The 21,214-nt window shown below is 70.4% G+C and carries 22 protein-coding genes; 11 read left to right on the plus strand and 11 right to left on the minus strand.

All coding sequences use genetic code 11. From position 1 onward, the window contains the following. The first annotated feature begins 1 nt into the window (after position 1). A complete protein-coding gene (gene urtE, locus AC0N04_RS09575) occupies positions 2–694 on the plus strand; it encodes an urea ABC transporter ATP-binding subunit UrtE (RefSeq protein WP_474280944.1) in 693 nt (230 codons plus the stop codon). Between the two features lie 60 nt (positions 695–754). Here the strand turns inward: urtE and AC0N04_RS09580 are convergent, their stop codons facing one another. From AC0N04_RS09580 to AC0N04_RS09600, 5 genes are all read right to left on the minus strand, one after another. After that, entirely contained in the window at positions 755–1,204 is a 450-nt protein-coding gene (locus tag AC0N04_RS09580; protein ID WP_474280946.1) for a hypothetical protein, read from the minus strand. A 103-nt stretch (positions 1,205–1,307) separates the two neighbouring features. After that, positions 1,308–2,702 carry an 8-oxoguanine deaminase gene (locus tag AC0N04_RS09585; protein WP_474280948.1) on the minus strand — a complete coding sequence of 465 codons (1,395 nt, stop codon included), beginning with the start codon at positions 2,700–2,702 and terminating at the stop codon, positions 1,308–1,310. A 406-nt stretch (positions 2,703–3,108) separates the two neighbouring features. After that, positions 3,109–3,348 carry a translation initiation factor IF-1 gene (gene infA, locus AC0N04_RS09590; protein ID WP_474280950.1) on the minus strand — a complete coding sequence of 80 codons (240 nt, stop codon included), beginning with the start codon at positions 3,346–3,348 and terminating at the stop codon, positions 3,109–3,111. Positions 3,349–3,350: 2 nt separating this feature from the next. Next, positions 3,351–3,521 carry a hypothetical protein gene (locus tag AC0N04_RS09595; protein ID WP_474280952.1) on the minus strand — a complete coding sequence of 57 codons (171 nt, stop codon included), beginning with the start codon at positions 3,519–3,521 and terminating at the stop codon, positions 3,351–3,353. A gap of 216 nt (positions 3,522–3,737) precedes the next feature. Beyond that, positions 3,738–3,953, minus strand: coding sequence for a cold-shock protein (locus AC0N04_RS09600; RefSeq protein ID WP_474280954.1), 216 nt, complete (start codon positions 3,951–3,953; stop codon positions 3,738–3,740). Between the two features lie 390 nt (positions 3,954–4,343). On the opposite strand from AC0N04_RS09600, the gene AC0N04_RS09605 reads away from it, so the two are divergent. After that, positions 4,344–5,219 carry a Crp/Fnr family transcriptional regulator gene (locus tag AC0N04_RS09605; RefSeq protein WP_474280956.1) on the plus strand — a complete coding sequence of 292 codons (876 nt, stop codon included), beginning with the start codon at positions 4,344–4,346 and terminating at the stop codon, positions 5,217–5,219. A 10-nt stretch (positions 5,220–5,229) separates the two neighbouring features. Here the strand turns inward: AC0N04_RS09605 and AC0N04_RS09610 are convergent, their stop codons facing one another. The 4 genes from AC0N04_RS09610 to xdhA form a co-directional block, all read right to left on the minus strand. Beyond that, the gene (locus AC0N04_RS09610; RefSeq protein WP_474280958.1) at positions 5,230–6,018 is read right to left on the minus strand and encodes a sulfite exporter TauE/SafE family protein; all 789 of its coding nucleotides are present in this window, start codon (positions 6,016–6,018) and stop codon (positions 5,230–5,232) included. Positions 6,019–6,098: 80 nt separating this feature from the next. Next, positions 6,099–6,956, minus strand: a complete 858-nt coding sequence (gene xdhC / locus AC0N04_RS09615) for a xanthine dehydrogenase accessory protein XdhC (RefSeq protein ID WP_474280960.1) — start codon at positions 6,954–6,956, stop codon at positions 6,099–6,101. Further along, a complete protein-coding gene (gene xdhB, locus AC0N04_RS09620; RefSeq protein WP_474282031.1) occupies positions 6,956–9,307 on the minus strand; it encodes a xanthine dehydrogenase molybdopterin binding subunit in 2,352 nt (783 codons plus the stop codon). The genes xdhC and xdhB overlap by 1 nt, the downstream gene beginning before the upstream one ends. 16 nt (positions 9,308–9,323) lie before the next feature. Then, complete coding sequence (xdhA, locus tag AC0N04_RS09625) at positions 9,324–10,847, minus strand: xanthine dehydrogenase small subunit (RefSeq protein ID WP_474280962.1); 1,524 nt, start codon at positions 10,845–10,847, stop codon at positions 9,324–9,326. A gap of 70 nt (positions 10,848–10,917) precedes the next feature. Here xdhA and AC0N04_RS09630 point away from each other — a divergent pair, with 70 nt between their 5' ends. From AC0N04_RS09630 to AC0N04_RS09670, 9 genes are all read left to right on the plus strand, one after another. Beyond that, the gene (locus AC0N04_RS09630; RefSeq protein WP_474280964.1) at positions 10,918–11,898 is read left to right on the plus strand and encodes a LysR family transcriptional regulator; all 981 of its coding nucleotides are present in this window, start codon (positions 10,918–10,920) and stop codon (positions 11,896–11,898) included. Then, entirely contained in the window at positions 11,898–13,202 is a 1,305-nt protein-coding gene (guaD, locus tag AC0N04_RS09635; protein ID WP_474280966.1) for a guanine deaminase, read from the plus strand. The genes AC0N04_RS09630 and guaD overlap by 1 nt, the downstream gene beginning before the upstream one ends. Positions 13,203–13,244: 42 nt before the next feature. Further along, a complete protein-coding gene (locus tag AC0N04_RS09640) occupies positions 13,245–14,783 on the plus strand; it encodes an ABC transporter ATP-binding protein (RefSeq protein WP_474280968.1) in 1,539 nt (512 codons plus the stop codon). Continuing rightward, complete coding sequence (locus tag AC0N04_RS09645; RefSeq protein ID WP_474280970.1) at positions 14,770–15,834, plus strand: ABC transporter permease; 1,065 nt, start codon at positions 14,770–14,772, stop codon at positions 15,832–15,834. The genes AC0N04_RS09640 and AC0N04_RS09645 overlap by 14 nt, the downstream gene beginning before the upstream one ends. Continuing rightward, positions 15,831–16,751 (plus strand): ABC transporter permease, encoded by a 921-nt coding sequence (locus AC0N04_RS09650; RefSeq protein ID WP_474280972.1) that lies wholly within the window; start codon positions 15,831–15,833, stop codon positions 16,749–16,751. Before AC0N04_RS09645 ends, AC0N04_RS09650 begins: the two co-directional genes overlap by 4 nt. An 81-nt stretch (positions 16,752–16,832) precedes the next feature. Next, positions 16,833–18,005, plus strand: coding sequence for a BMP family ABC transporter substrate-binding protein (locus AC0N04_RS09655; protein WP_474282033.1), 1,173 nt, complete (start codon positions 16,833–16,835; stop codon positions 18,003–18,005). Between the two features lie 136 nt (positions 18,006–18,141). Next, the gene (locus AC0N04_RS09660; protein ID WP_474280974.1) at positions 18,142–18,765 is read left to right on the plus strand and encodes a ParA family protein; all 624 of its coding nucleotides are present in this window, start codon (positions 18,142–18,144) and stop codon (positions 18,763–18,765) included. Positions 18,766–18,792: 27 nt separating this feature from the next. Next, entirely contained in the window at positions 18,793–19,245 is a 453-nt protein-coding gene (locus AC0N04_RS09665) for a MaoC family dehydratase (RefSeq protein WP_474280976.1), read from the plus strand. A 21-nt stretch (positions 19,246–19,266) separates the two neighbouring features. After that, positions 19,267–19,977, plus strand: a complete 711-nt coding sequence (locus tag AC0N04_RS09670; RefSeq protein ID WP_474280978.1) for a response regulator — start codon at positions 19,267–19,269, stop codon at positions 19,975–19,977. Positions 19,978–20,001: 24 nt separating this feature from the next. Here the strand turns inward: AC0N04_RS09670 and AC0N04_RS09675 are convergent, their stop codons facing one another. Beyond that, on the minus strand, positions 20,002–20,865 hold the full coding sequence (locus AC0N04_RS09675) for a segregation and condensation protein A (RefSeq protein WP_474282035.1): 864 nt from the start codon (positions 20,863–20,865) through the stop codon (positions 20,002–20,004). Between the two features lie 65 nt (positions 20,866–20,930). Further along, positions 20,931–21,134 (minus strand): DUF3460 family protein, encoded by a 204-nt coding sequence (locus tag AC0N04_RS09680; RefSeq protein WP_474280980.1) that lies wholly within the window; start codon positions 21,132–21,134, stop codon positions 20,931–20,933. Positions 21,135–21,214 lie beyond the last annotated feature (80 nt).

Genomic DNA, 21,214 nt, shown 5'->3' on the forward strand with positions numbered 1-21,214 from the left:
CATGCTGAAAGTCGATTCACTCAACCAGTACTACGGCGGCAGCCACATCCTGCGCGGCGTCTCGTTCGAAGCCCGGCTGGGCGAGGTCACCGTGGTGCTGGGGCGCAACGGCGTGGGCAAGACCACGTTGCTGAAGAGCCTGCTGGGCGTGGTGCCGGTGAAGACCGGTACGGTGCAGCTCGACGGACGCGACATCACCCGCGATCCGCCCTACGAGCGGGTGCGCAAGGGCGTGGGCTACGTGCCGCAGGGCCGCGAGATCTTCGGCCGCCTGACGGTCGAGGACAACCTGCGCATGGGGCTGGCCTACCTCCCGGCGCGCACGCCGATCCCGGCCGAGCTGTTCGAGCTGTTCCCGGTGCTCAAGCAGATGCTGCACCGGCGCGGCGGTGACCTGTCGGGCGGCCAGCAGCAGCAGCTCGCGATCGCCCGGGCGCTGGCCGCGGGCCCGAAGCTGCTGGTGCTGGACGAGCCGACCGAGGGCATCCAGCCCAGCATCATCAAGGACATCGCCCGGGTCATTCGCATGCTGGCCGACCGCCGGACCCTGGCCATCGTGCTGGTGGAGCAGTACTACGACTTCGCCGCCGAGCTGGCCGACCAGTACCTCGTGATGGAGCGCGGCGAGATCATCCGCCGCGGCCGCGGCGATCAGATGCAGGCCGACGGCGTGCGCGCGCTGATGTCCATCTGACGGCGGCGGGGTCAGTCCTTCGGGCGCAGTGAAAAGCGCCGAGCCCCGCGGGCACCCAAGTCAGCGCCAGCCGAAGTGGCCGCGCAGCTGCTGTGCCGAGGTGTTGATCGGCTGGTGCAGCACGTTGGGAAAGCGCGCCACGTCACCCAGCTTGGGTTGCAACGGGTGGGCCCCCAGCAGCGCGACCCGGGCGATGTGCCAGCCTGCCGCCTGGAAGGCCGTCAGGTAGTGCTCGGCGTCCGGGTAGCGCTGCGTGTCGAGCGGATTGGCCTCGGGCAGCAGCGCCAGCACCACGTCGCTGCAGCGGCTGTGATAGGCCTCGGCGATGAAGTCCGCCGGCTCGGTGCGCGAGGCCTGCAGGGCCGCGACGCGGGCATATACGCGCACGCTGCCGCCGCGCAGCAGCTCGATGTCGCGCACGCTGCGGTTGAAGCAGCCGGTCAGGCAGCGGATCAGGGTCGACTTGCGGGTATGGGGCCCGCCGATCAGGACGTAGGCGTTCATGGGCATGGGGCGGCGTCCAGCAGGATCGGGGCCGTGGCTGCAGGCGAGGTCGCACCCATGTCGAGGTCACGCAACGGTGCCACCGGGTGGATCGCGGGCAGGACGGCAGTCATCGGGGCGCGGCGGCGAGTTGCACCGCCAGGCGGTTGTGGCGCTCGACCAGCGGCCCCAGGTCGACCGTGGTGAGCTGTCCCTCGCGCACCACCACCCGGCCAGCGACGACGGTGTAGGCCGCGGTGGCCGACGCGCACATCAGCAAGGCGCCGATGGCATCGTGCACCGCGCCGCCGGCGAAGCCCAGCGTGCGGATGTCGAAGAGGGCCAGATCGGCCGCCATGCCCGGCGCCAGGTGGCCGATGTCGTCGCGCCCCAGCACGCGCGCGCCGCCGCGGGTGGCCACCTCCAGCATGTGGCGGGCGGTCATCTCGGCGGGGCCGTGGTCGCAACCGAAGTGATCGAGCGCCCGGCCCACGCGCGCCAGCAGCATCGCCTGGCGGGCCTCGGCCAGCAGGTGGGCGCCATCGTTGCTGGCGCTGCCGTCCACGCCCAGGCCCACCGGCACGCCGGCGTCGAGCATCCTGCGGATCGGCGCGATGCCCGAGGCCAGACGCATGTTGCTGCAGGGGCAATGCGCCACCCCGGTGCCGGTGGCGGCGAAGCGGGCGATGCCCGCGGCGTCGAGCTTGACGCCGTGGGCATGCCAGACGTCGTCGCCCACCCAGCCCAGGCTCTCGGCATACTCAGCCGGGGTCATGCCGAATTTCTCGCGGCTGTACGCGACGTCGTGGTCGTTTTCGGCCAGGTGGGTGTGCATCCGGGTGCGCAGCGAACGCGCGAGCCGGGCCGATTCGCGCATCAGGTCGCGGCTGACGCTGAACGGCGAGCAGGGGGCGGCCACGACGCGCAGCATCGCGTAACGGCCTTCGTCGTGGTGGGTCTCGATCAGCCGCTGGGTGTCCTTCAGGATCGCATCCTCCCGCTCCACCAGCCGGTCGGGCGGCAGGCCTCCGGCACTCTCACCCACGCTCATGCTGCCGCGCGCGGCGTGAAAGCGCATGCCGATCTCGCGCGCGGCGGCGATGCTGTCGTCCAGCCGCACGCCGTTCGGAAAGAGATAGAGATGGTCGGAACTGGTGGTGCAGCCCGACAACAGCAGTTCGGCCATCGCCACCTGGGTCGAGACATGGATCATCTCGGGCGTCAACCCGCCCCAGATCGGGTAGAGCGTGCGCAGCCAGCCGAACAGCTCGGCGTTCTGTGCCGCCGGGATCGCCCGGGTGAGCGACTGGTACATGTGGTGGTGGGTGTTGACCAGGCCTGGAATCACCACATGGCCCTGGGCGTCGATCACCTCGTCGGCGTCGGTGGGCAACTCCGCCGCGACGCCGAGCGCCTCGATCACGCCGCCGCGGATCAACACGCTGGCACCGCTTAGCTCACGTCGCTCGGCGTCCAACGTGGCAATGACATCGGCGTTGCGGATCAGCAGGGTTTTCGGGGTCATGCGGTGGATTCTCCTGCGGACAGCGACGGCTTGGCAGCGCCGAAGTGTTGCACGCCGCCGCAGGCGGTGCCTGCGCACGGCGGCGGGCCGCGCGAAGGCCGCCCCGTTCACCGAGGGCCGGGACCGGCACAGCCTCGGAAATGGGGTGCGAAGACCTTGTTTTTTGTCATGGCGCCGTCACACGGCGCAAGCACAATGGGACCACTGCGACAACAACAACCGACCGCACCACTGGGCGGCAGCCGGAACCCGTCACCGGCGTCACAGAATCCCGCCAGGCTGAAGCCGGGCGGTCGCATGAAGGGCCACGAGAGTGGCCCTTTGTCGTTGGGGAAGCGCCCGGTCCGCTGCGCCGGCATCCGGCCGACGCAGCCCGGCGCCTGGAGGGCGCCCGGGCCAGCGGCATTCAGATCGGGCGGCGCGAATTGCCCAGGTGCCGGAAGGTGATGCGGCCCTTGCTCAGGTCGTACGGCGACAACTCCAGTGACACCGGGTCGCCGGCCAGGATGCGGATGTGGTGCTTGCGCATCTTGCCCGAGGTGTAGGCGACGAGTTGGTGGCCGTTGTCCAGCAGGACGCGGAAACGCGAGTCGGGCAGCACTTCCTGCACCACGCCTTGCATCTCGATCAGTTCTTCCTTGGCCATGATCAGTTTCCTTGGCCGTGCAGGCCGGTTGGTTCGGGATGGTGGGCGCCGCGCACCCAGGCCAGGCCTTGCTCGGTGGCGTAGCGTCCCGCAGACGGTGCGTCGGCGAAGATCGGCAGCAGCCGCAGCACCCTGTCGTGGGTACCTCGGCCGTGACCCGAACGGATGGACACCGACGCGGCGTAGCGGTTCAAACCAAGCTCGCGCGTCAGCGGTGATACCAGGTACTTGCCGACCTGGATGGGAATAAAGGTATCGATGAAAGTCTTCCTGTTCGCCGCGGGCTGCTCGGCATCGTCGCCGGAGGGCGATCGGCCGGGCCCCTCGCGGGGAGGTACCGGCCTGCGGTGCGCGCGGCGAAGGGGCGGGGCCGCGGCCCCGCCGTGGCGTCAGATGACGCGAATGTTCGACGCTTGCAGGCCCTTCTGGCCTTGCGTCACTTCGAACTCGACGCGCTGGTTCTCGACCAGGGTCTTGAAACCCTCGGCCTTGATCTCGCGGAAATGGGCGAACAGGTCCTTGCTGCCGTCGTCGGGAGCGATGAAGCCGTAGCCCTTGGAGTCATTGAACCAGGTCACGCGGCCAGTTTGGGTGGGGTTGCTCATGGAAATTCCTTAATTGAGTCAGTGATGAAGCGCGGTCGTGACGCAAAAACTGCACGACAGCGCGGCGCAGTCACACGCACAAGATCACCGGGGGAATTTCGACCGAGCCCAACCGGGCAGAAGCCGGTGGAATACAGCAGAGACCTTCAGAACGACGGTCCGGAGCGAGGATTACCGACGCATTCTACCCTGAATTGATCGACAAGGGTGAGGGCGCGTGATGCCGCGCTGCGCAACGCCGCGCACGGCGTGCTCGGGTTTGAGGCAGGTCGCGAGGACGCGCGGGTCCCGTCGCGGCGGGGAGCGTGCTTGATCTGGCGCAACACGAGGCCGCTGAGGCTGCGTGACAGTGCCCACCATCAAGCAGGGAAACAAGAGCGCGAGCATCGCATGGATCACCAGAGCATCAGCCCCCGTAAGGACGCCGCCGGCGCGGCCTCGGTGCCGCCAGGCATCCGCGCGCCGCAGGGGGCTCTCGGTGCGCTGGACGAGGGGGGGCTTCCCGAGCGCGCACCGCTGACCCGCCTGCGGGCGTCGGCCCGCCCGCCGGCCGCGCCGGCCCTGGGCGGCTTGCCGGCTTCCTTGCTGCCCGATGTGCGGCAGTGGGGTGCGCTGTTCGGCGGGCTGGCCGTCACCGCGGGCGAGTGCAACGCACTGAATGAAGTGGCGCGGGCCCGCCGCGTGGCCCCTGGCGCGACCTTGTTTGCCCGCCAGGAGCGGGCCCGCTCGTTGATCCTGATCACCGAGGGCGACGTTGCGCTGGGCGTGCGTGCCGACGAGGGCGCCTTCCGGACCGAGCGCCACATGCACGGTCCGGCCTGGTTGGACGTGAGCGCCGGCTGGCTGGGCGAGAACTACGCGCTGGATGCGCGGGCGATGAGCACCACCACGGTGGTGGATCTGCCGCGCGAGGCCTTGCAGTCGGTGCTGGAGCGCAATCCGGGGCTGTCGCGCCGGTTGATCACGTCGCTGGCACGCGAAGTCCGTGAACTGGCGGGCAATACCCACGACCTGATGCACAAGGATGCGCCGGCCCGCCTGGCCGCCTGGCTCAGTGAGCGCTGCCTGCCCGATCCGGCGGCGCCGGGACGCGGTCAGGTGCAGTTGCCGATGCGCAAGCGCGACATCGCGTCTCAGCTCGCGATCACGCCCGAGACCTTGTCGCGTCTGATGCGCAGCTTCTCGAGCCAAGGGGTGATCGCCGTTGCCGGCTACACGGTGCACGTGCTCAACCGGGCCCGCCTGAGCGATCTGGCGGGCACCTGACCCGCGCGGGTCAGCGCATCAGCATCTTCACCGCCACGGCGCTCAGCGTGGTGGCCATCGCATAGCGCACCAGCAGGCCCGGCGCCCGCGCGCTGACCAGGGCGCCGAGGACCACGCCAGGGACGGACCCCAGCAACAGGTTCAGCAGCAGGCTGCCGTTCACGTTGCCCAGGCCCAGGTGGCCCAGGCCGGCGATCAGGGCCAGCGGGATGGCGTGGGCCAGATCGGTGCCGACCAGCTTGCCTGAATTCAGGCGCAGCGGGTACAGGTAGACCAGCATCACGGTGCCCAGCGCGCCGGCGCCGATCGAGGTCAGCGTCACCAGCACGCCCAGCAGCAGCCCGGCGGCGACCGTCAAGGCCGGCTGGGCGAGCTTGAACTGCTGCGCCTGGCTCAGCCGCAGATGGCGGCCCAGCCCATGCAGCCGCTCTTTCAGCAGCATGCCGGTCGCGGTGACCAGCAGCATCACGGCCACCATGTCGATGATCACGCTGTCCTTGACCGGCGAGGTGTGCGAGAGCTTCATCCATGCCAGCGTCAGCGCCGCAGCCGGCAGGCTGCCCCAGGCCAGGCGTCGCACCACCGGCCAGTCCACCGAGCCGTGCCGCTGGTGGACGGCGGTGCCGAACAGCTTCGTGACGGAGGCGAACAGCAGGTCGGTTCCGACGGCGGTCTGCGGCGCGACGCCGAACAGCAGCACCAGGATTGGGGTCATCAGCGAGCCGCCGCCGACGCCGGTCACGCCCACCATCAAGCCCACGATCAGCCCGGCCAGGGCGGTCATGCCATCGATGTTCATCAAAACCTCCTCTGTCAGCGGGCCTGCGGCAGATTGTTGCACCGCGGGAGCGACGTGAGTGGCCTTTGAGCGTCCAACCCCTAAAACATTTTTTGACTGAACTTATGCTGCTGCAGCATTTGGGCCACCACCGAGACGGCGATGACCGCGGGCTCCTTGCCGGCGATCCCGGGCAAACCGATCGGGCAGACCATCCGCTCCAGCGTGGCGGGCGCGATGCCTCGCGCACTCAGCCGGTGGTCGAAGCGGGCGCGCTTGGTCGCCGAGCCGATCATGCCGAACCAACCGACATCGTCACGCCGCAGAATCGCCTCGGCCAGCGCGAGGTCGCGGTCGTGGCGGTGGGTCATCACCAGGTGAAAGGCGCCGGGCGGCGCGGCGGCCACTTCGTCGACGAGCGGCTCGGCGCCGACCGCCTCGATGTGGGCGGGCAGCGCGATGCCCGCGAACGCGTCGTCGCGCTCGTCGACCCAGCGCACCTGGCAGGGCAACTGGGCGAGCAGGCGGACGATCGCCCGGCCGACATGCCCGGCGCCATACAGCTGCAGGGCGAACCGCGGTGCCGGGGCCGGCCACGCGGCCACGCTGGCTGGGTTCAGAACCTCGAATCGCAGCGTCAAGGTGCCGCCGCAACATTGGCCCAGCGAGGGCCCCAGGGCCACCGGCCAGGCCGGGGGGGGGGCTTGGCCGGCGGCCAGGTACTGGCGGGCCCGTGCGATCGCCTGCCATTCGAGATGGCCGCCCCCGATGGTACCGGCCACGAGCTCGTCGCTGACCAGCATGCGGGTGCCGTCGTTGCGGGGCACCGACCCCCGGGTGGCTTCGACCGAGACCACGAGGGCGGCGATGCCGGCGTCCAGCCAGCGCTGCGCCAGCGCGGCATCGGCTTCAGGCTCGCCAACGGCCTCGTCGAAGGCGCCTGGGGCGGCCGACCCCATCACCGGCCACCCGTGGCCTGCACCGCGTGCACCGCACGCAGCAAGGCCTCGGGCGTGGCCGGGGCCGACAGCGGCGGCTGGGCGCCGGCCGGTCCGCAGGCGGCCACCGCATCGCGCAGCGCCAGGAACACCGCGAAGCCCAGCAGCAGCGGGGGCTCGCCCACCGCCTTGCTGCGATGGATGCTGTCGAGCGCGTTGGCGTTGTCGAACAGCCGGGTGTGGAAGGCGGCCGGCACGTCGTTGGCGGTCGGGATCTTGTAGGTCGACGGCGCATGGGTCAGCAGCGCGCCGCTCTGTGGGTGCCAGACCAGTTCCTCGCTGGTGAGCCAGCCCATGCCCTGGACGAAGCCGCCTTCGATCTGGCCGATGTCGATGGCCGGGTTCAGCGACCGGCCCACATCGTGCAGCAGGTCGGCGCGCAGCAGCCGCCATTCGCCGGTCAGCGTGTCCAGCACCACCTCGGCCACCGCCGCCCCGTACGCGAAATAGTAGAACGGGTGGCCGGTGAGGGTCTGGTAGTCCCAGTGCAGGCCGGGCGTGGCGTAGAAGCCGTCGCTCCACAACTGGACCCGGGCGACGTAGGCTTTGCGGACCAGCTCGGAGAAAGGCATCCGGCGGCCGTCGGGCGCGTGGACCGAGCCGCCGGAGAAGCTCAGCGTGTCGGCGGCCAGCGACCATTCGGCCGCCGCGACGGCGGCCAGCCGGTCGCGGATCCGGCGCGCCGCGTCCTGGGCCGCCTTGCCGTTCAGGTCGCTGCCGGTGGACGCCGCCGTGGCCGAAGTGTTGGCGATCTTGGCCGTGTCGGTGGCGCTGCTGCGCACGCGCTCCAGCGGCAGCCCCAGTTCGTGCGCCACCACCTGGGCCACCTTGGTGTTCAGTCCCTGGCCCATCTCGGTGCCGCCATGGTTGACCAGCACCGACCCGTCCAGGTAGACGTGCACCAGGGCGCCGGCCTGGTTGAAGTGGTTGACGTTGAACGAGATGCCGAACTTCACTGGCGTCAGCGCCAGGCCCTTCTTCAGCACCGGGCTGTGGGCGTTGAAGGCGTCGATCTCGCGCCGGCGCGCGATCGGGTCGGCCGTGCGGACCAGTTCATCGACCAGCGGCGCGATCACGTTGTCGCTCACCGTCTGCCCGTACGGCGTGACGTTGCGCTCGCTGCAGCCATACCAGTTGGCGCGGCGCACGGCCAGCGGGTCGAGCCCGAGGTGGCGGGCGATCTGGTCGATCACCAGCTCGATCACCAGCGCGCCCTGCGGCCCGCCGAAGCCGCGGAACGCGGTGTTGCTCTGCGTGTGGGTGCGCGGCAGGTAGCCGTGGATCTCGACCTCGGGCAGCCAGTAGGCGTTGTCCAGGTGGCAGATCGCCCGCGTCAGCACCGGCGCGGAGAGATCGGCCGAGTGGCCGGCCTGGCCCAGCATCGTCACGGCCAGTCCCAGCACCCGGCCGTCGTCGCCGAAGCCGGCCTCCCAGTCGAACTCGAAGCCGTGGCGCCGGCCGGTGATCAGAAAGTCATCGTCGCGGTCGACCCGCAGCTTGACCGGCCGGCGCAGACGGGCGGCCGCCAGCGCGGCCACGCAGGCGAACAGCGCCGATTGCGACTCCTTGCCGCCGAAGCCGCCGCCCATGCGCCTGCAGCTGACCTGCACGCTGTGCAGCGGCAGCGCCAGCGCATGCGCCACGACGGCCTGCATCTCGCTGGGATGCTGGGTCGAGCAATGCACCAGCAGGCCGCCGTCGTCCTGTGGCCAGGCGAATGCGACCTGACCTTCCAGGTAGAACTGCTCCTGTCCGCCCAGGCGAAAGCTGTCGGCGAGCCGGTGCGGCGCGCTGGCGATCGCGCCGGCGACGCCATCGGATCGGGTCGAGCGGGTCAGGTGCATCGGCGGCACCACGTACTGACCGGCGGCATGGGCCTCGCGCAGGTCCAGCACCGGCGGCAGTGGTTCGATCGCCAACACGTGGCGGGCCCGGGCGGCGGCGCGGCGGGCCGCGTCACGGTCGCCGGCGATCACGGCATACACCGGCTGTCCCAGGTAGCTCAGGGTCTGGTCCGCCAGGATCGGATCGTCGTGGACGATCGGCCCGCAGTCGTTCAGGCCCGGCACGTCGGCCGCGGTCAGCACCGCCACCACGCCCGGCATCTCGCGCAGCGCGGCAAGGTCGATCGACAGCAGCCGGCCATGTGCCACCGGCGACAGGCCGAGCGCCGCGTGCAGCGTGCCGGCGGGTTCGGGAAGGTCGTCGGTGTAGGCCGCGCGGCCGGTCACGTGCAGGTGCGCCGATTCGTGCGGCAACGGGCGGCCCACGGCGGATTCGGACGAGGCGGCCGGAGGCCAGGGCGAGGTCATGTCCATCGGTGGCACCTCAATGCGTGCCGGCGAACGCACGCAGCGCGTCGGCCGGCAGCGGGTTCGTGGTCCGGGTTTCCAGCCACAGCCGCTGCAGCAGGCCGCGTGCGGCCAGGCGGCGATAGCCGGCGCTGGCGCGCAGGTCGCTCAGCGGGCTGAAGTCGGTGTCGAGCGCGGTCATCGCGCCGGCCAGCGTGGCCTCGTCCCAGGGCTGCCCCTGCATCGCCGCCTCGGCGGCGGCGGCGCGCTTGACGATGCCGGCCATGCCGCCGAACGCGAGCCGGGCCTCGACCACCGCATCGCCCTGCAGCCGGATCGCCAGCCCGGCGCTGACGGCGGAGATGTCGCAATCGAACCGCTTCGAGATCTTCCAGGCCCTCAGGGTCCAGCCCTCGGCCGATGCCGCCGCGTCGGCCGGTATCCAAACGGCCTCGACGAACTCGCCCGCCTCCAGCGCGTTCTTCATGTAGTCGAGATAGAAGTCCTGCAGCGGCAGCTCGCGGCGCCGCGCGCCCCGGCGCAGGCGCAGGCGGGCCCCCAGCGCGATCAACGCCGGCGCGCTGTCGCCGATCGGCGAGCCGTTGGCCAGGTTGCCCACCAGCGTGCCGGCGTGGCGCACCGGCGGCCCGGCGAAGCGCCGGCCCATCTCGGTCAGCGCTGGCCAGCGCCGGGCCAGCGCGTGCCAGGCGTCCTCCAGTGGCACGGCGGCGCCGATGCTCAGCCCGCCGTCGGCAACGCGCATCTGCCGCAGCTCGGCCACATCGCCCAGCCAGAGAATGTCGCCGAGTGGGCGTAGCTGCTTGGTCACCCACAGGCCCACGTCGGTGGCGCCGGCCACCAGCCGCGCCTCGGGCAGGCGCACGCGCAGCGCCGCGAGGTCGTCCAGGCGGCGGGGCGCGTGGTATCGCCCGGGCCAGTCCAGCGCCGGGGCCGTCTGCAGCGCGCGCAGGGCGTCGGCCAGGCCCTCCAGAGCCAGGCCGTGCTGGGGCTGCTCGCCCATGCGCTCGGCGGCGTCGAGGATGGGTCGGTAGCCGGTGCAGCGGCACAGATTGCCGGCGAGGTCGTCCGCCAGTTCGGCGCGTCCCGGGCGCCGGCCGCTGCAGCGGTGGCGTTCGTGCGAGATCGCCATCGACACGGCGAAGCCCGGGGTGCAGAAGCCGCATTGCGATCCGTGCGTGTCCAGCAAGGCCTGCTGGGCTGGATGCAGCGTCGCGTCGGGACCGCTGCCGGCCAGGTCTTCGACGGTCAGCAAGGCCTTGCCGTCCAGCGTGGGCAGGAAGCGAATGCAGGCGTTGACCGGCCGCAGCGCGACGCCGTCGCGCACGACCGCGCGCGAGTCGCCCTGCACGGCGTCGGCCAGCTCGGCCACGATGACCGTGCAGGCGCCGCAGTCGCCTTCGGCGCAACCTTCCTTGCTGCCGCAGGCCCGGGCGTCCTCGCGCAGCCACTGCAGCACGCTGCGGGTCGGTTCGGCGGCGGGGACTTCCACGGTCTGGCCGCGAAAGACGAAGCGGATCGGGCGGGGCGAATCTTCAAGCATGGCAGGACAGTAGCCCGTGGATACGGGATTTCTATACGATATGACACATGAAGTGGATATGCAAAGACGTATGACCATGCGGCCGGAATTCGCGAACATCGACCTCCATCTTGTCAAGGTCCTCCACACCGTGATCTCGGAACGCAGTGTCTCGCGCGCCGCCCTGCGGCTGGGCAGCACCCAGCCCTTGGTCAGCGCCCAGCTGCGGCGCCTGCGCACGCTGACCGGCGACGCTTTGTTGGTGCGCGGCGGCACCGGCATGGTGCCCACCGACACCGCGCAAGCCTTGCTGGCGCCCGCCGAGCATCTGTTGCAGGAAGCGGACCGGTTGTTCGGGCGAGGCGCTGCCGGGGCCCGGTTCGACCCGAAGCGGGCCACCCACGTCGTGCGGGTGGCCGCCAGCGACTACCTGGATCCGCTCTTTCTGCCGGGCATCGTCCACCGGCTGCAGCGCGAGGCCCCGTTGCTGCAGATCGAGATCGACCCGCTGTCGGCGGATTTCGACTACCGGCGCAAGCTGGCCACCGGCGAGGTCGACCTGGTGATCGGCAACTGGCTGCAGCCGCCGGGCGAGCTGCACCTGGGGCGACTGACCTCGGACGAAGTCGTGTGCCTGGTCGCCGCCGATCATCCCGCGGTGACCAACCCGCGCCAGTGGAACGAGGCCCGCTATCTCGACAGCGACCACGTGGCGCCGACGGCGCTGCACGCGGGCGGGCGCGGCATCATCGACGAGCACCTGGCCCTGCAGGGCAAGCAGCGCCGCATCACGGTCCGCAGCGCCCACTTCAGCCTGGTGCCGACGATGGTTGCTCAGAGCCGGCTGGTGCTGACCACCGGACGCCAGTTCTGCCTGCGTCATCTGGGCCGCCTGCCGGTGCGCATCGTGCGCTGCCCGGTGAGCTTTCCGGCCTTGGCCTACTACCAGCTGTGGCACGAGCGCACGCACGCCTCGGCCGGTGCACGCTGGGTGCGTGAGCAGGTGCGCGAGGTGGCGCGCGGCTTGGCGGCCGACGCCGCCGGCCGCCCGGGCGGCAAGGCGGGCGCCTGATGCCGCACAGCCCGACCCGCCTGGCCTTGTTCGGCGACTTGCTCGACTTCGCCGGCGAGCCGGCGCTGGACGATCCGTCGCCGCACGGGGTCCGCTACCGCGCCGCGCACTGGCTGCTGATCGAGGACGGGCGTATCGCCGGCGTGCAGGCCGAGGCGCCGGACGCGAGCTGGCCGCAGCAGCGCCACGCCGGCCGGCTGATCCTGCCCGGCTTCATCGACACCCATGTGCACAGCGCGCAGATCGACGTGCTGGGTGCCTGGGGCTCGGCCCTGCTGGACTGGCTGGAGACGCACACCTTTCCCGCCGAGGCGCGGATGGCCGATCCGGCCCACGCGGCGGCGATGTCCGGCCTGTTCCTGGACGGCCTGCTGGCCACCGGGACCACGTCGGCGATGGTGTTTCCGACGGTCCACAAGGGCTCGGTCGACGCGCTGTTCGAGGCTGCCCGGTCGCGCGGCATGCGGCTGATCGCCGGCAAGGTGCTGATGGATCGCCATGCCCCCGACGCCTTGCGGGACGACGTGATCCACGCTGAGCGCGATTGCGCCGACCTGATCGCCCGCTGGCATGGCCGCGGCCGGCTGGCCTACGCGGTGACGCCGCGCTTCGCGCCGACCTCGAGCGAGGGCCAGCTGGCGATGGCCGGCGCGCTGATCGCCGCGCACCCGGGCGTCTACCTGCAGACCCACGTGGCCGAGAACCGCGACGAGGTGCGCTGGGTCGCCGAGCTGTTCCCCTGGTCGCGCAGCTACCTGGACGTGTACCGGCATTTCGGGCTGCTCGGCCCGAGGTCGATGCTGGCCCATGGCATCTGGCTCGACGATCGCGACCGCGCGCTGCTGCAGGACAGCGGCGCCGTCCTGGCGTTCTGCCCCTCATCGAACCTGTTCCTGGGCAGCGGCCTGTTCGATTGGCCGGCGGCGCGGGCGCGGGGCGCGGCGGTCACGATGGCCTGCGACGTCGGCGGCGGGACCAGCCTGTCCATGCTGCGCACGCTGGCCGATGCCTACAAGGTGCAGGCGCTGGCCGGCCGGCGGGTCACGGCCTGGGCCTTGCTGCATGCCGCGACCCGCGGCGCGGCCGAGGCGCTGGGCCTGGCCCACGAAATCGGCAGTTTCGACGCCGGTACACTCGCCGACGTCGTCATCTGGGATCGCGCGCGAAGTCCGGTGGAAACACGGAGACAGGCGGTGGCGCGAGACTTGCATGATGCGCTGTTTGCCTGGCTGACGCTGGCCGGTGACGACCATGTGGTCAGCACGCGGGTGGCCGGCGTCGAGTTGTACCGGCGCGCCGATTGAGTTGTTGTTCCGCTGTCCTTTCACCTCCCACCCGCCATCCCCATGCCGCCTCCACCGCCGCGCCTGCAACTGCAAGGCATCACCAAGCAATACCCGGCGGTGAGGGCCAACGACGGCATCGGCCTCACGGTCGCGCCGGGCCAGATCCATGCCGTGCTGGGCGAGAACGGCGCCGGCAAGTCCACGTTGATGAAGATCATCTACGGCGCGGTCAAGCCGGATGCCGGAACGCTGCTGTGGAATGGCCAGCCGGTGCAGGTCCACAGCCCGGCGCAGGCCCGGCAACTGGGCATCAGCATGGTCTACCAGCATTTCTCGCTGTTCGACACGCTGACCGCCGCCGAGAACGTCTGGCTCGGCCTGGACAAGGCGATGAGCCTGGCCGAGGTCACCGCGCGCATCCGCGAGGTGGCGGCCGGCTACGGGCTGGAGGTCGACCCGCTGCGCCCGGTGCACACCCTCAGCGTGGGCGAGCGGCAGCGGGTCGAGATCGTTCGTGCGCTGCTGACCCAGCCGCAGCTGCTGATCCTGGACGAGCCGACCTCGGTGCTGACGCCGCAGGCGGTCGACAAGCTCTTCATCACGCTGCGCAAGCTCAGCGACGAGGGCTGCAGCATCCTCTACATCAGCCACAAGCTCGACGAGATCCGCGCGCTGTGCCACCACTGCACGGTGCTGCGCGGCGGCAAGGTCACCGGCGAGGTCGACCCGACGCTGGAGACCAACGCCAGCCTGTCGCGGCTGATGATCGGGGCCGAGCCGCCGGCGCTGACGCACCGTGCGTCGGCCGCCGGCGACGTGGTGCTGCAGGTGCAGGGGTTGTCGCTGGCGCAGCAGGACCCGTTCGGCATGGCCTTGCGCGACGTCGCCTTGAGCGTGCGCGCCGGCGAGGTGGTCGGCATCGCCGGCGTCTCGGGCAACGGGCAGCAGGAGTTGATGGCCGCGCTGTCGGGCGAGGATCCGCGGGCCCCGCAAGGCTCGGTCACGCTGTTCGGGCAGGACATCTCGGCGACCTCGCCGCGCACCCGCCGCGACCGCGGCCTGCATTTCGTACCCGAGGAGCGGCTGGGGCGCGGCGCCGTGCCCACGCTGTCGCTGGCCCAGAACACCTTGCTGACCCGCACCGAGAACGTCGGCGCCTCGGGCTGGCTGGACCTGAAGGCCACGCGTGCGCTGGCGGCCGAGCTGATCGCGCGCTTCAAGGTCAAGGCCGGCGGGCCGGACGCGGTGGCACGCTCGCTGTCGGGCGGCAACCTGCAGAAGTTCATCGTCGGGCGCGAAATCGACGCACGGCCCAAGCTGTTGATCGTTTCGCAACCCACCTGGGGCGTCGACGTGGGTGCCGCGGCGCAGATCCGCGGCGAGTTGCTGGCCCTGCGCGATGCCGGCTGCGCGGTGCTGGTGGTCAGCGAGGAGCTGGACGAACTGTTCGAGATCTGCGACCGCCTGCAGGTGATCGCCCAGGGGCGCTTGTCGCCCTCGGTCGCCACCCGGGACGCCACGGTGGAAATGATCGGCGAATGGATGTCCGGACTGTGGCAGGGCGCTTCGGCGACCGGAGGCGCGCATGCTGAAGCTTGAAACCCGGCCCCAGCCGTCGCAGTGGATGTCCTTCGCCTCGCCGCTGATCGCGCTGGCGATCACGGTGCTGGTGGGCATCGGATTGTTCGTCTTGCTCGGCAAGAGCCCGCTCGCCGGACTGGAGCTGTTCTTCGTCGAACCGGTGAAGGACGCCTATGCCTGGTCCGAACTGAGCGTGAAGGCCGCGCCGCTCGTGCTGATCGCGCTCGGTCTGGCGGTGTGCTACCGCTCCAACGTCTGGAACATCGGCGCCGAGGGGCAGTTCGTGCTCGGCGCGCTGGCGGGCGGCTGGGTGGCGATGCAGGCCGGCCCCGCCACCGGGCGCTGGATCGTCGCGCTCATCCTGGTGGCCGGGGTGCTGGGCGGCATGCTGTGGGGGGCCATCGTCGCGCTGCTGCGCGACCGCTTCAACGCCAGCGAGATCCTGGTCAGCCTGATGCTGGTCTACGTGGCCAACATGCTGCTGGCCTACCTGGTGTACGGGCCCTGGAAGGACCCGAACGGCTACAACTTCCCGCAGAGCATCACGTTCCTGCCGGTGACCCAGATTCCCCGCCTGTTCGAAGGCCTGCGGGCCAACATCGGCGTCGTGATCGCGCTGGCCGGCGTCGGCGGACTGTGGGCCTTCCTGTTCCGCACCTACCAGGGTTTCGCGCTGCAGGTCGGCGGGCTGGCGCCGGCGGCCGCGCGCTATGCCGGCTTCTCGTCGCGCAAGGCCTTGTGGGTGGCCTTGATGATCTCGGCCGGCGCCGCCGGACTGGCAGGCGCCCTGGAAGTGGCCGGGCCGCTGGGCCAGCTCTCGCCCTATGTGCCGGCGGGCTATGGCTTCGCCGCGATCATCGTGGCCTACGTCGGGCGCCTGCACCCGGTGGGCATCGTGTTCTCGTCGATCCTGATGAGCATGTTCTACATCGGCGGCGAACTGGCGCAATCGCGCCTGGGCCTGCCCAAGGCGCTGACCGGCGTGTTCCAGGGCCTGCTGCTGTTCGCGCTGCTGGCCTGCGACACGCTGATCCACTACCGCATCCGGTTCCGGGGAGTGAAGGCATGAACGAACTGGCACTGCTGATCGCATCGACGCTGAATGCCGGCACGGTGCTGGCCATCGCCGGGCTGGGCCTGCTGATCAACGAACGCTCCGGCGTCATCAACCTGGGGGCCGAGGGCTTGTTGCTGGTGTCGGCGATCGCCGGCTTCGCGACCGCCTTCCACACCGGCTCGGACGTGGCCGGCTTTGCCGCCGGGGCCGTTTCGGGCGCGCTGCTGTCGGCGGTGTTCGGCTGGCTGGTGATCTGGCTCAACACCAACCAGTACGCCACCGGGCTGGCGCTGAGCCTGTTCGGCAGCGGCATCTCGGCCTTTGCCGGCATCAACTACACCCAGGCCCACCTGACCGACCGGGTCAACTACGCGATTCCCGGCCTGTCGCACCTGCCGTTCTTCGGCCCGGCCCTGTTCCGCCAGCACCCCATGGTCTACCTGACCGTGCTGCTGATGTTCGCGGTGACCTGGTTCCTCTACCGCACCCGCGCCGGACTGGTGTTGCGCGCGGTGGGCGAGTCGCCCGAGTCGGCGCACGCGCTGGGCTATCCGGTGCGCCGCATCCGCCTGGCCGCGGTGGTGGCCGGCGGCGCCTTGTGCGGGCTGGCGGGGGCCTACCTGTCGGTGATCTACACGCCGCTGTGGGTCGAGGGCATGGTGGCGGGCAAGGGCTGGATCGCGCTGGCGCTGACCACCTTCGCCACCTGGCGGCCGGCCCGCATCTTGCTCGGTGCCTACCTGTTCGGCGGCGTCACGATGCTGCAGTTCCAGTTGCAGGGTGAAGGCGTGCAGATCGCCAGCCAGTGGCTGACGATGCTGCCTTACCTGGCGACCGTCGTCGTGCTGGTGCTGATCTCGCGCAACCCGACCTGGATCCGCGTCAACATGCCGGCGTCGCTGGGCAAACCCTTCTTCCCGGGCGGCTGAGCGCCCCCTTGTTCCCTGCCGCAGCCCTCGCGTCGCGCGGCTACACTTTTTCACCCACCCACCGGAGAGCCCATGTCCGACATCCCGAAGTTCCAGAAACGTCGCCTGCTGCAACTGGCAGGCTGGTCCACGCTGGCCGCCACCGCGGCGCTGGTGGGTTGCGGCAAGAAGGACGAGGCGCCTGCCGCGCCGGCCGAGCCCGCGGCGGTCGCCTCGGCCCCCGCCGCCGCCGCGTCCACGGCCCCGCTGAAAGTGGCCTTCGCCTACGTCGGCCCGGTCGGGGACGGCGGCTGGACCTTCGCGCACGACAACGCGCGCAAGGCGCTGGAAAAGGAACTCGGCGACAAGATCAAGACCACCTATGTCGAGAACGTGCCGGAGGCGGCTGACGCCGAGCGCGTCTTCCGCGACCTGATCGGCCAGGGCAACACGCTGATCTTCGGCACCACCTTCGGCTACATGGAGCCGATGCTCAAGGTGGCCGCCGACAACCCCAAGGTCATCTTCGAGCATGCCACCGGCTTCAAGACCGCGCCCAACATGGGCACCTACGACACCCGCACCTACGAGGGCGCGTACATGTGCGGCATCATCGCCGGCGGCATGACCAAGACCAACACGCTGGGCGTGGTCGGTTCGATCCCCATCCCCGAGGTGATCCGCAACATCAACGCGTTCACGCTGGGCGCGCAAAGCGTGAACCCGAAGATCAAGACCAAGGTCGTCTGGGTCAACGAGTGGTTCAACCCGCCCAAGGAAACCGAGGCGGCCACCGCGCTGATCAACGGCGGCGCCGACATCCTGATGCAGAACACCGACTCGCCGGCGGTGCTCAAGACCGCCCAGGAGAAAGGCAAGCGCGCGTTCGGCTGGGACTCCGACATGAGCGCCTACGGCCCGAAGGCCCACCTGGCCTCGTCGGCGATCAACTGGGCGCCGTTCTACATCAAGGCTACCCAGGACGTGCTCAACGGCACCTGGAAGTCCAGCCGTGAGTGGTGGGGCGTCAAGGAAGGCGCGATCGACCTGGTGTCGGTGGCGCCCGACGTGCCGGCGGAACTCAAGGACAAGGTCGACAAGGTCAAGGCCGGGCTGAAGGACGGCAGCTTCTCGATCTGGAAAGGGCCGATCGTCGACAACACCGGCAAGGTCGAGATCGCCAAGGACGCGGTGGCGGACGACGCCTTCCTGGGCGGCGTGAAGTTCTTCGTCAAGGGGGTCGAGGGCAAGGTGCCCGGCGGCGACGGCAAGTAAGCCCCCCGTCCCTGCGACAGCAGTCCAGGCCGCCGGCGCACGCCGGCGGCCTTTTTTCGTCGCGCCGGCCCTGCCGTTAACATAGGGCTCATGCCGGCATCCCACGGAGGCGCCGGCTCAACGCGACGGAGGATCCATGCCCGTGATCGCAGTGGCCAACCCCAAGGGAGGGGTTGGCAAGAGCACGCTGGCCACCCAAGTGGCCGGCTGGTTGGCTCGCCAGGGCCACGCGGTGATGCTGGGCGACCTGGACCGCCAGCAGTCGTCCCGCCAGTGGCTGGCCCTGCGCCCGCCCCAGGCGCCCGCGATCCAGGGCTGGGACGTGCGCGAGGGCGGCCAGGCCCTGCGCCCGCCGGCCGGCACCACCCACGCGGTGATCGACACGCCCGCGGGCCTGCACGGCAAGAAGCTCGATGCCTTGCTGAAGGTGGCCGACCGCCTGCTGATTCCGCTGCAGCCCAGCCTGTTCGACATCCAGGCCACCCACGCTTTCCTGAGCGAGTTGCGCGCCCATCCGCGGGCCGGCCGCATCGCGCTGGCCCTGGTGGGCATGCGCGTGAAGGACCACACCTTCGCCCAGGAGCGGCTGCAGCAATACACCGCCACGCTGCCTGCGCCGATGATCGGCTCGCTGCGCGACACGCAGAACTACGTCCATCTGGCGGCCCATGGCCTGACGCTGTGGGACGTGGCACCGGGCCGCGTCGAGCGCGATCTGGCCCAGTGGGCGCCGATCCTGGCCTGGCTGGCCGCGCCCTGATCGACGGACTCCCGACCCGGACTTGCCATGAACCGCTTCGAACACCTCGCCGATCTTCAGTCCCGCGTCGGCCAGACCCTGGGGACCAGCGACTGGCTGACCATCACCCAGGATCGCATCCAGCAGTTCGCCGATGCCACCGGCGACCAGCAATGGATCCACACCGATCCGGTGCGCGCGGCGGCCGGACCGTTCGGGGCGCCGGTCGCGCACGGCTTTCTGACGCTCTCGCTGCTGCCCTGGCTGTTCGAGAGCGGCTTCGACATCGCCGATGTGCGCATGGGCGTCAACTACGGGCTGAACAAGGTGCGGTTTCCAGCTCCGGTGCCGGTGGGCAGCCGCCTGCGCGGCCACTTCCGCCTGCTGTCATTCGAGGCCCTGGCCGGTGGCGCGCAGCTCACCGTCGAGGTGACCGTGGAGCGCGAGGGAAGCGACAAGCCGGTCTGCGTGGCCGAATCGGTGACGCGCCGCTACACCTGAGCCGACCCGCCGCGCCCGTCCATGAAAGTCCTGCTGGTCGACGACCATCCGCTGATCCTCGCCGCGCTGAAGGCGATGGTCGAAAAGCTGCAGCCGGGCGTGCAGGTGACGGCGCTGGCCAGCGCCTCGGCGGTGCGCGAGACGCTGGCGCGCGATGCCGAGCACGATCTGGTGCTGCTGGACCTCCAGCTCGACGACGCCCACGGCTTCGAGCTGTTGAGCGAGCTGCGCAGCCACTGGCCGGCGCTGCCGGTGGTGGTGATTTCGGCGTTCGACCGCTCCAGCGACGTGATCCGGGCGATCGACCTGGGGGCGATGGGCTTCCTGCCCAAGCGCATGTCCACCGAGGCGCTGGTCGACGCGCTCAAGCTGGTCATGGGGGGCGGCATCTTCGTGCCCGCGATGACGGCCGGCGACGCGGCCGAGGCCTCGCCGCCGCCCTTCAAACCGGGCGACTCGTCCAACCTCGCGCCGTCGGTCTATCCGACGCAGGCGGCGATCGACCAGCTGGGCATCACGCCGCGCCAGACCGAGGTCCTGACCTTGCTGCTGCAGGGCAAGCCGAACAAGGACATCGCGCGGCGTCTGGGCCTGTCGGTCGAGACCATCAAGGACCACGTGCAGGCGGTGCTGCGGGCCCTGGGCGTCAGCTCGCGGACCCAGGCGGTGCTGGCGGTGGGGCAGATGACGCGCCAGCGCTGGAGCGGCGGTGCGGCCCGGTCCGACGGCTGAGCGCGCTCGCCGTCGGGCCTGCGCTCAGACGGGCGTGTAGGCCAGGCGCACGTAGATCGGCGCGAAGGCTTCGGCCTGGGTCAGTTCCAGCAGGCGCTCACGGGCCAGTTCCAGCATCGCGATGAAGGTCACCACCATCACCGGTGCGCCGCGGCTCACGTCGAACAAGTCCTGGAATTCGACGAAGCGCTCGCCCTGCAGGCGGCGCAGCACGCTGCTCATGAATTCGCGCACGCTGAGCTGCTCGCGCGAGATGCGGTGGTGCTGGTGCAGCTTGGCGCGCCTGAGGATATCGGCCCAGGCTTCGCGGATGTCGTCGACCGAGACCTCGGGGAAGCGAGGCACCAGCGATTGCTCGATCGTCACCTGCGCGCGCAGCACGTCGCGCCCGAGCTGGGGCAGCGCATCCAGGCGGGCGGCCGCCAGCTTCATCTGCTCGTATTCGAGCAGCCGCCGCACCAGTTCCGCCCGCGGGTCTTCCGGCTCCTGGCCGTCGTCGGTCTTCTTCGGCGGCAGCAGCATGCGCGACTTGATCTCGATCAGCATCGCCGCCATCAGCAGGTAATCGGCCGCCAGTTCCAGGTTGTGCTGCCGGATCTGATCGACATAGCGCAGGTACTGGCGGGTGACATCCGCCATCGGGATGTCGAGGATGTTGAAGTTCTGCTTTCGGATCAGGTAGAGCAGCAGATCCAGCGGGCCCTGGAAGGCTTCGAGGAAGACCTCCAGCGCGTCCGGCGGGATGTAGAGGTCGTTCGGCATCGCGAACAGCGGCTCGCCGTACAGGCGTGCCACGGCCACGCCGTCGATCTCCTGCGGCGTGTCGACTTCCGGCGCCACGGTGGGGGGAAGTTCGGTGGGGGGCGAGGCGTCGGCGGGCACCGGCAGGCGGCCGTCGGCGGCGTCGCGGAACTCAGCCAAGGCAGGCCAGGCGCCGGGCGCGGGACCCGCGCTCAGCGGTTCTTGCCGAAATAGACATAGGCCGGCTGGGCCACCCGGCCGGCGCGAAACTCGGCGTCGTCGTCGGCGGTCGTCGCCTTGTCCCACAGCAACGCGCGGCCGGCGCGCTGCTCGGCTTCCAGCGTCGGCTTGGCGGCCTTCAGCCCGTCGATGAATTGGGTGACGTCGGATTGGTACGGTGTCCAGAACAGCGGCATGGCGGGTCCAGCCCTCGGCAGGGCAGTGAGAGAGCAACAAGGCAGGGTCCAATTCTACGGGTCGGGCAGAATCGGCCGGT

Source organism: Ideonella sp. sgz306126, from assembly GCF_056032705.1.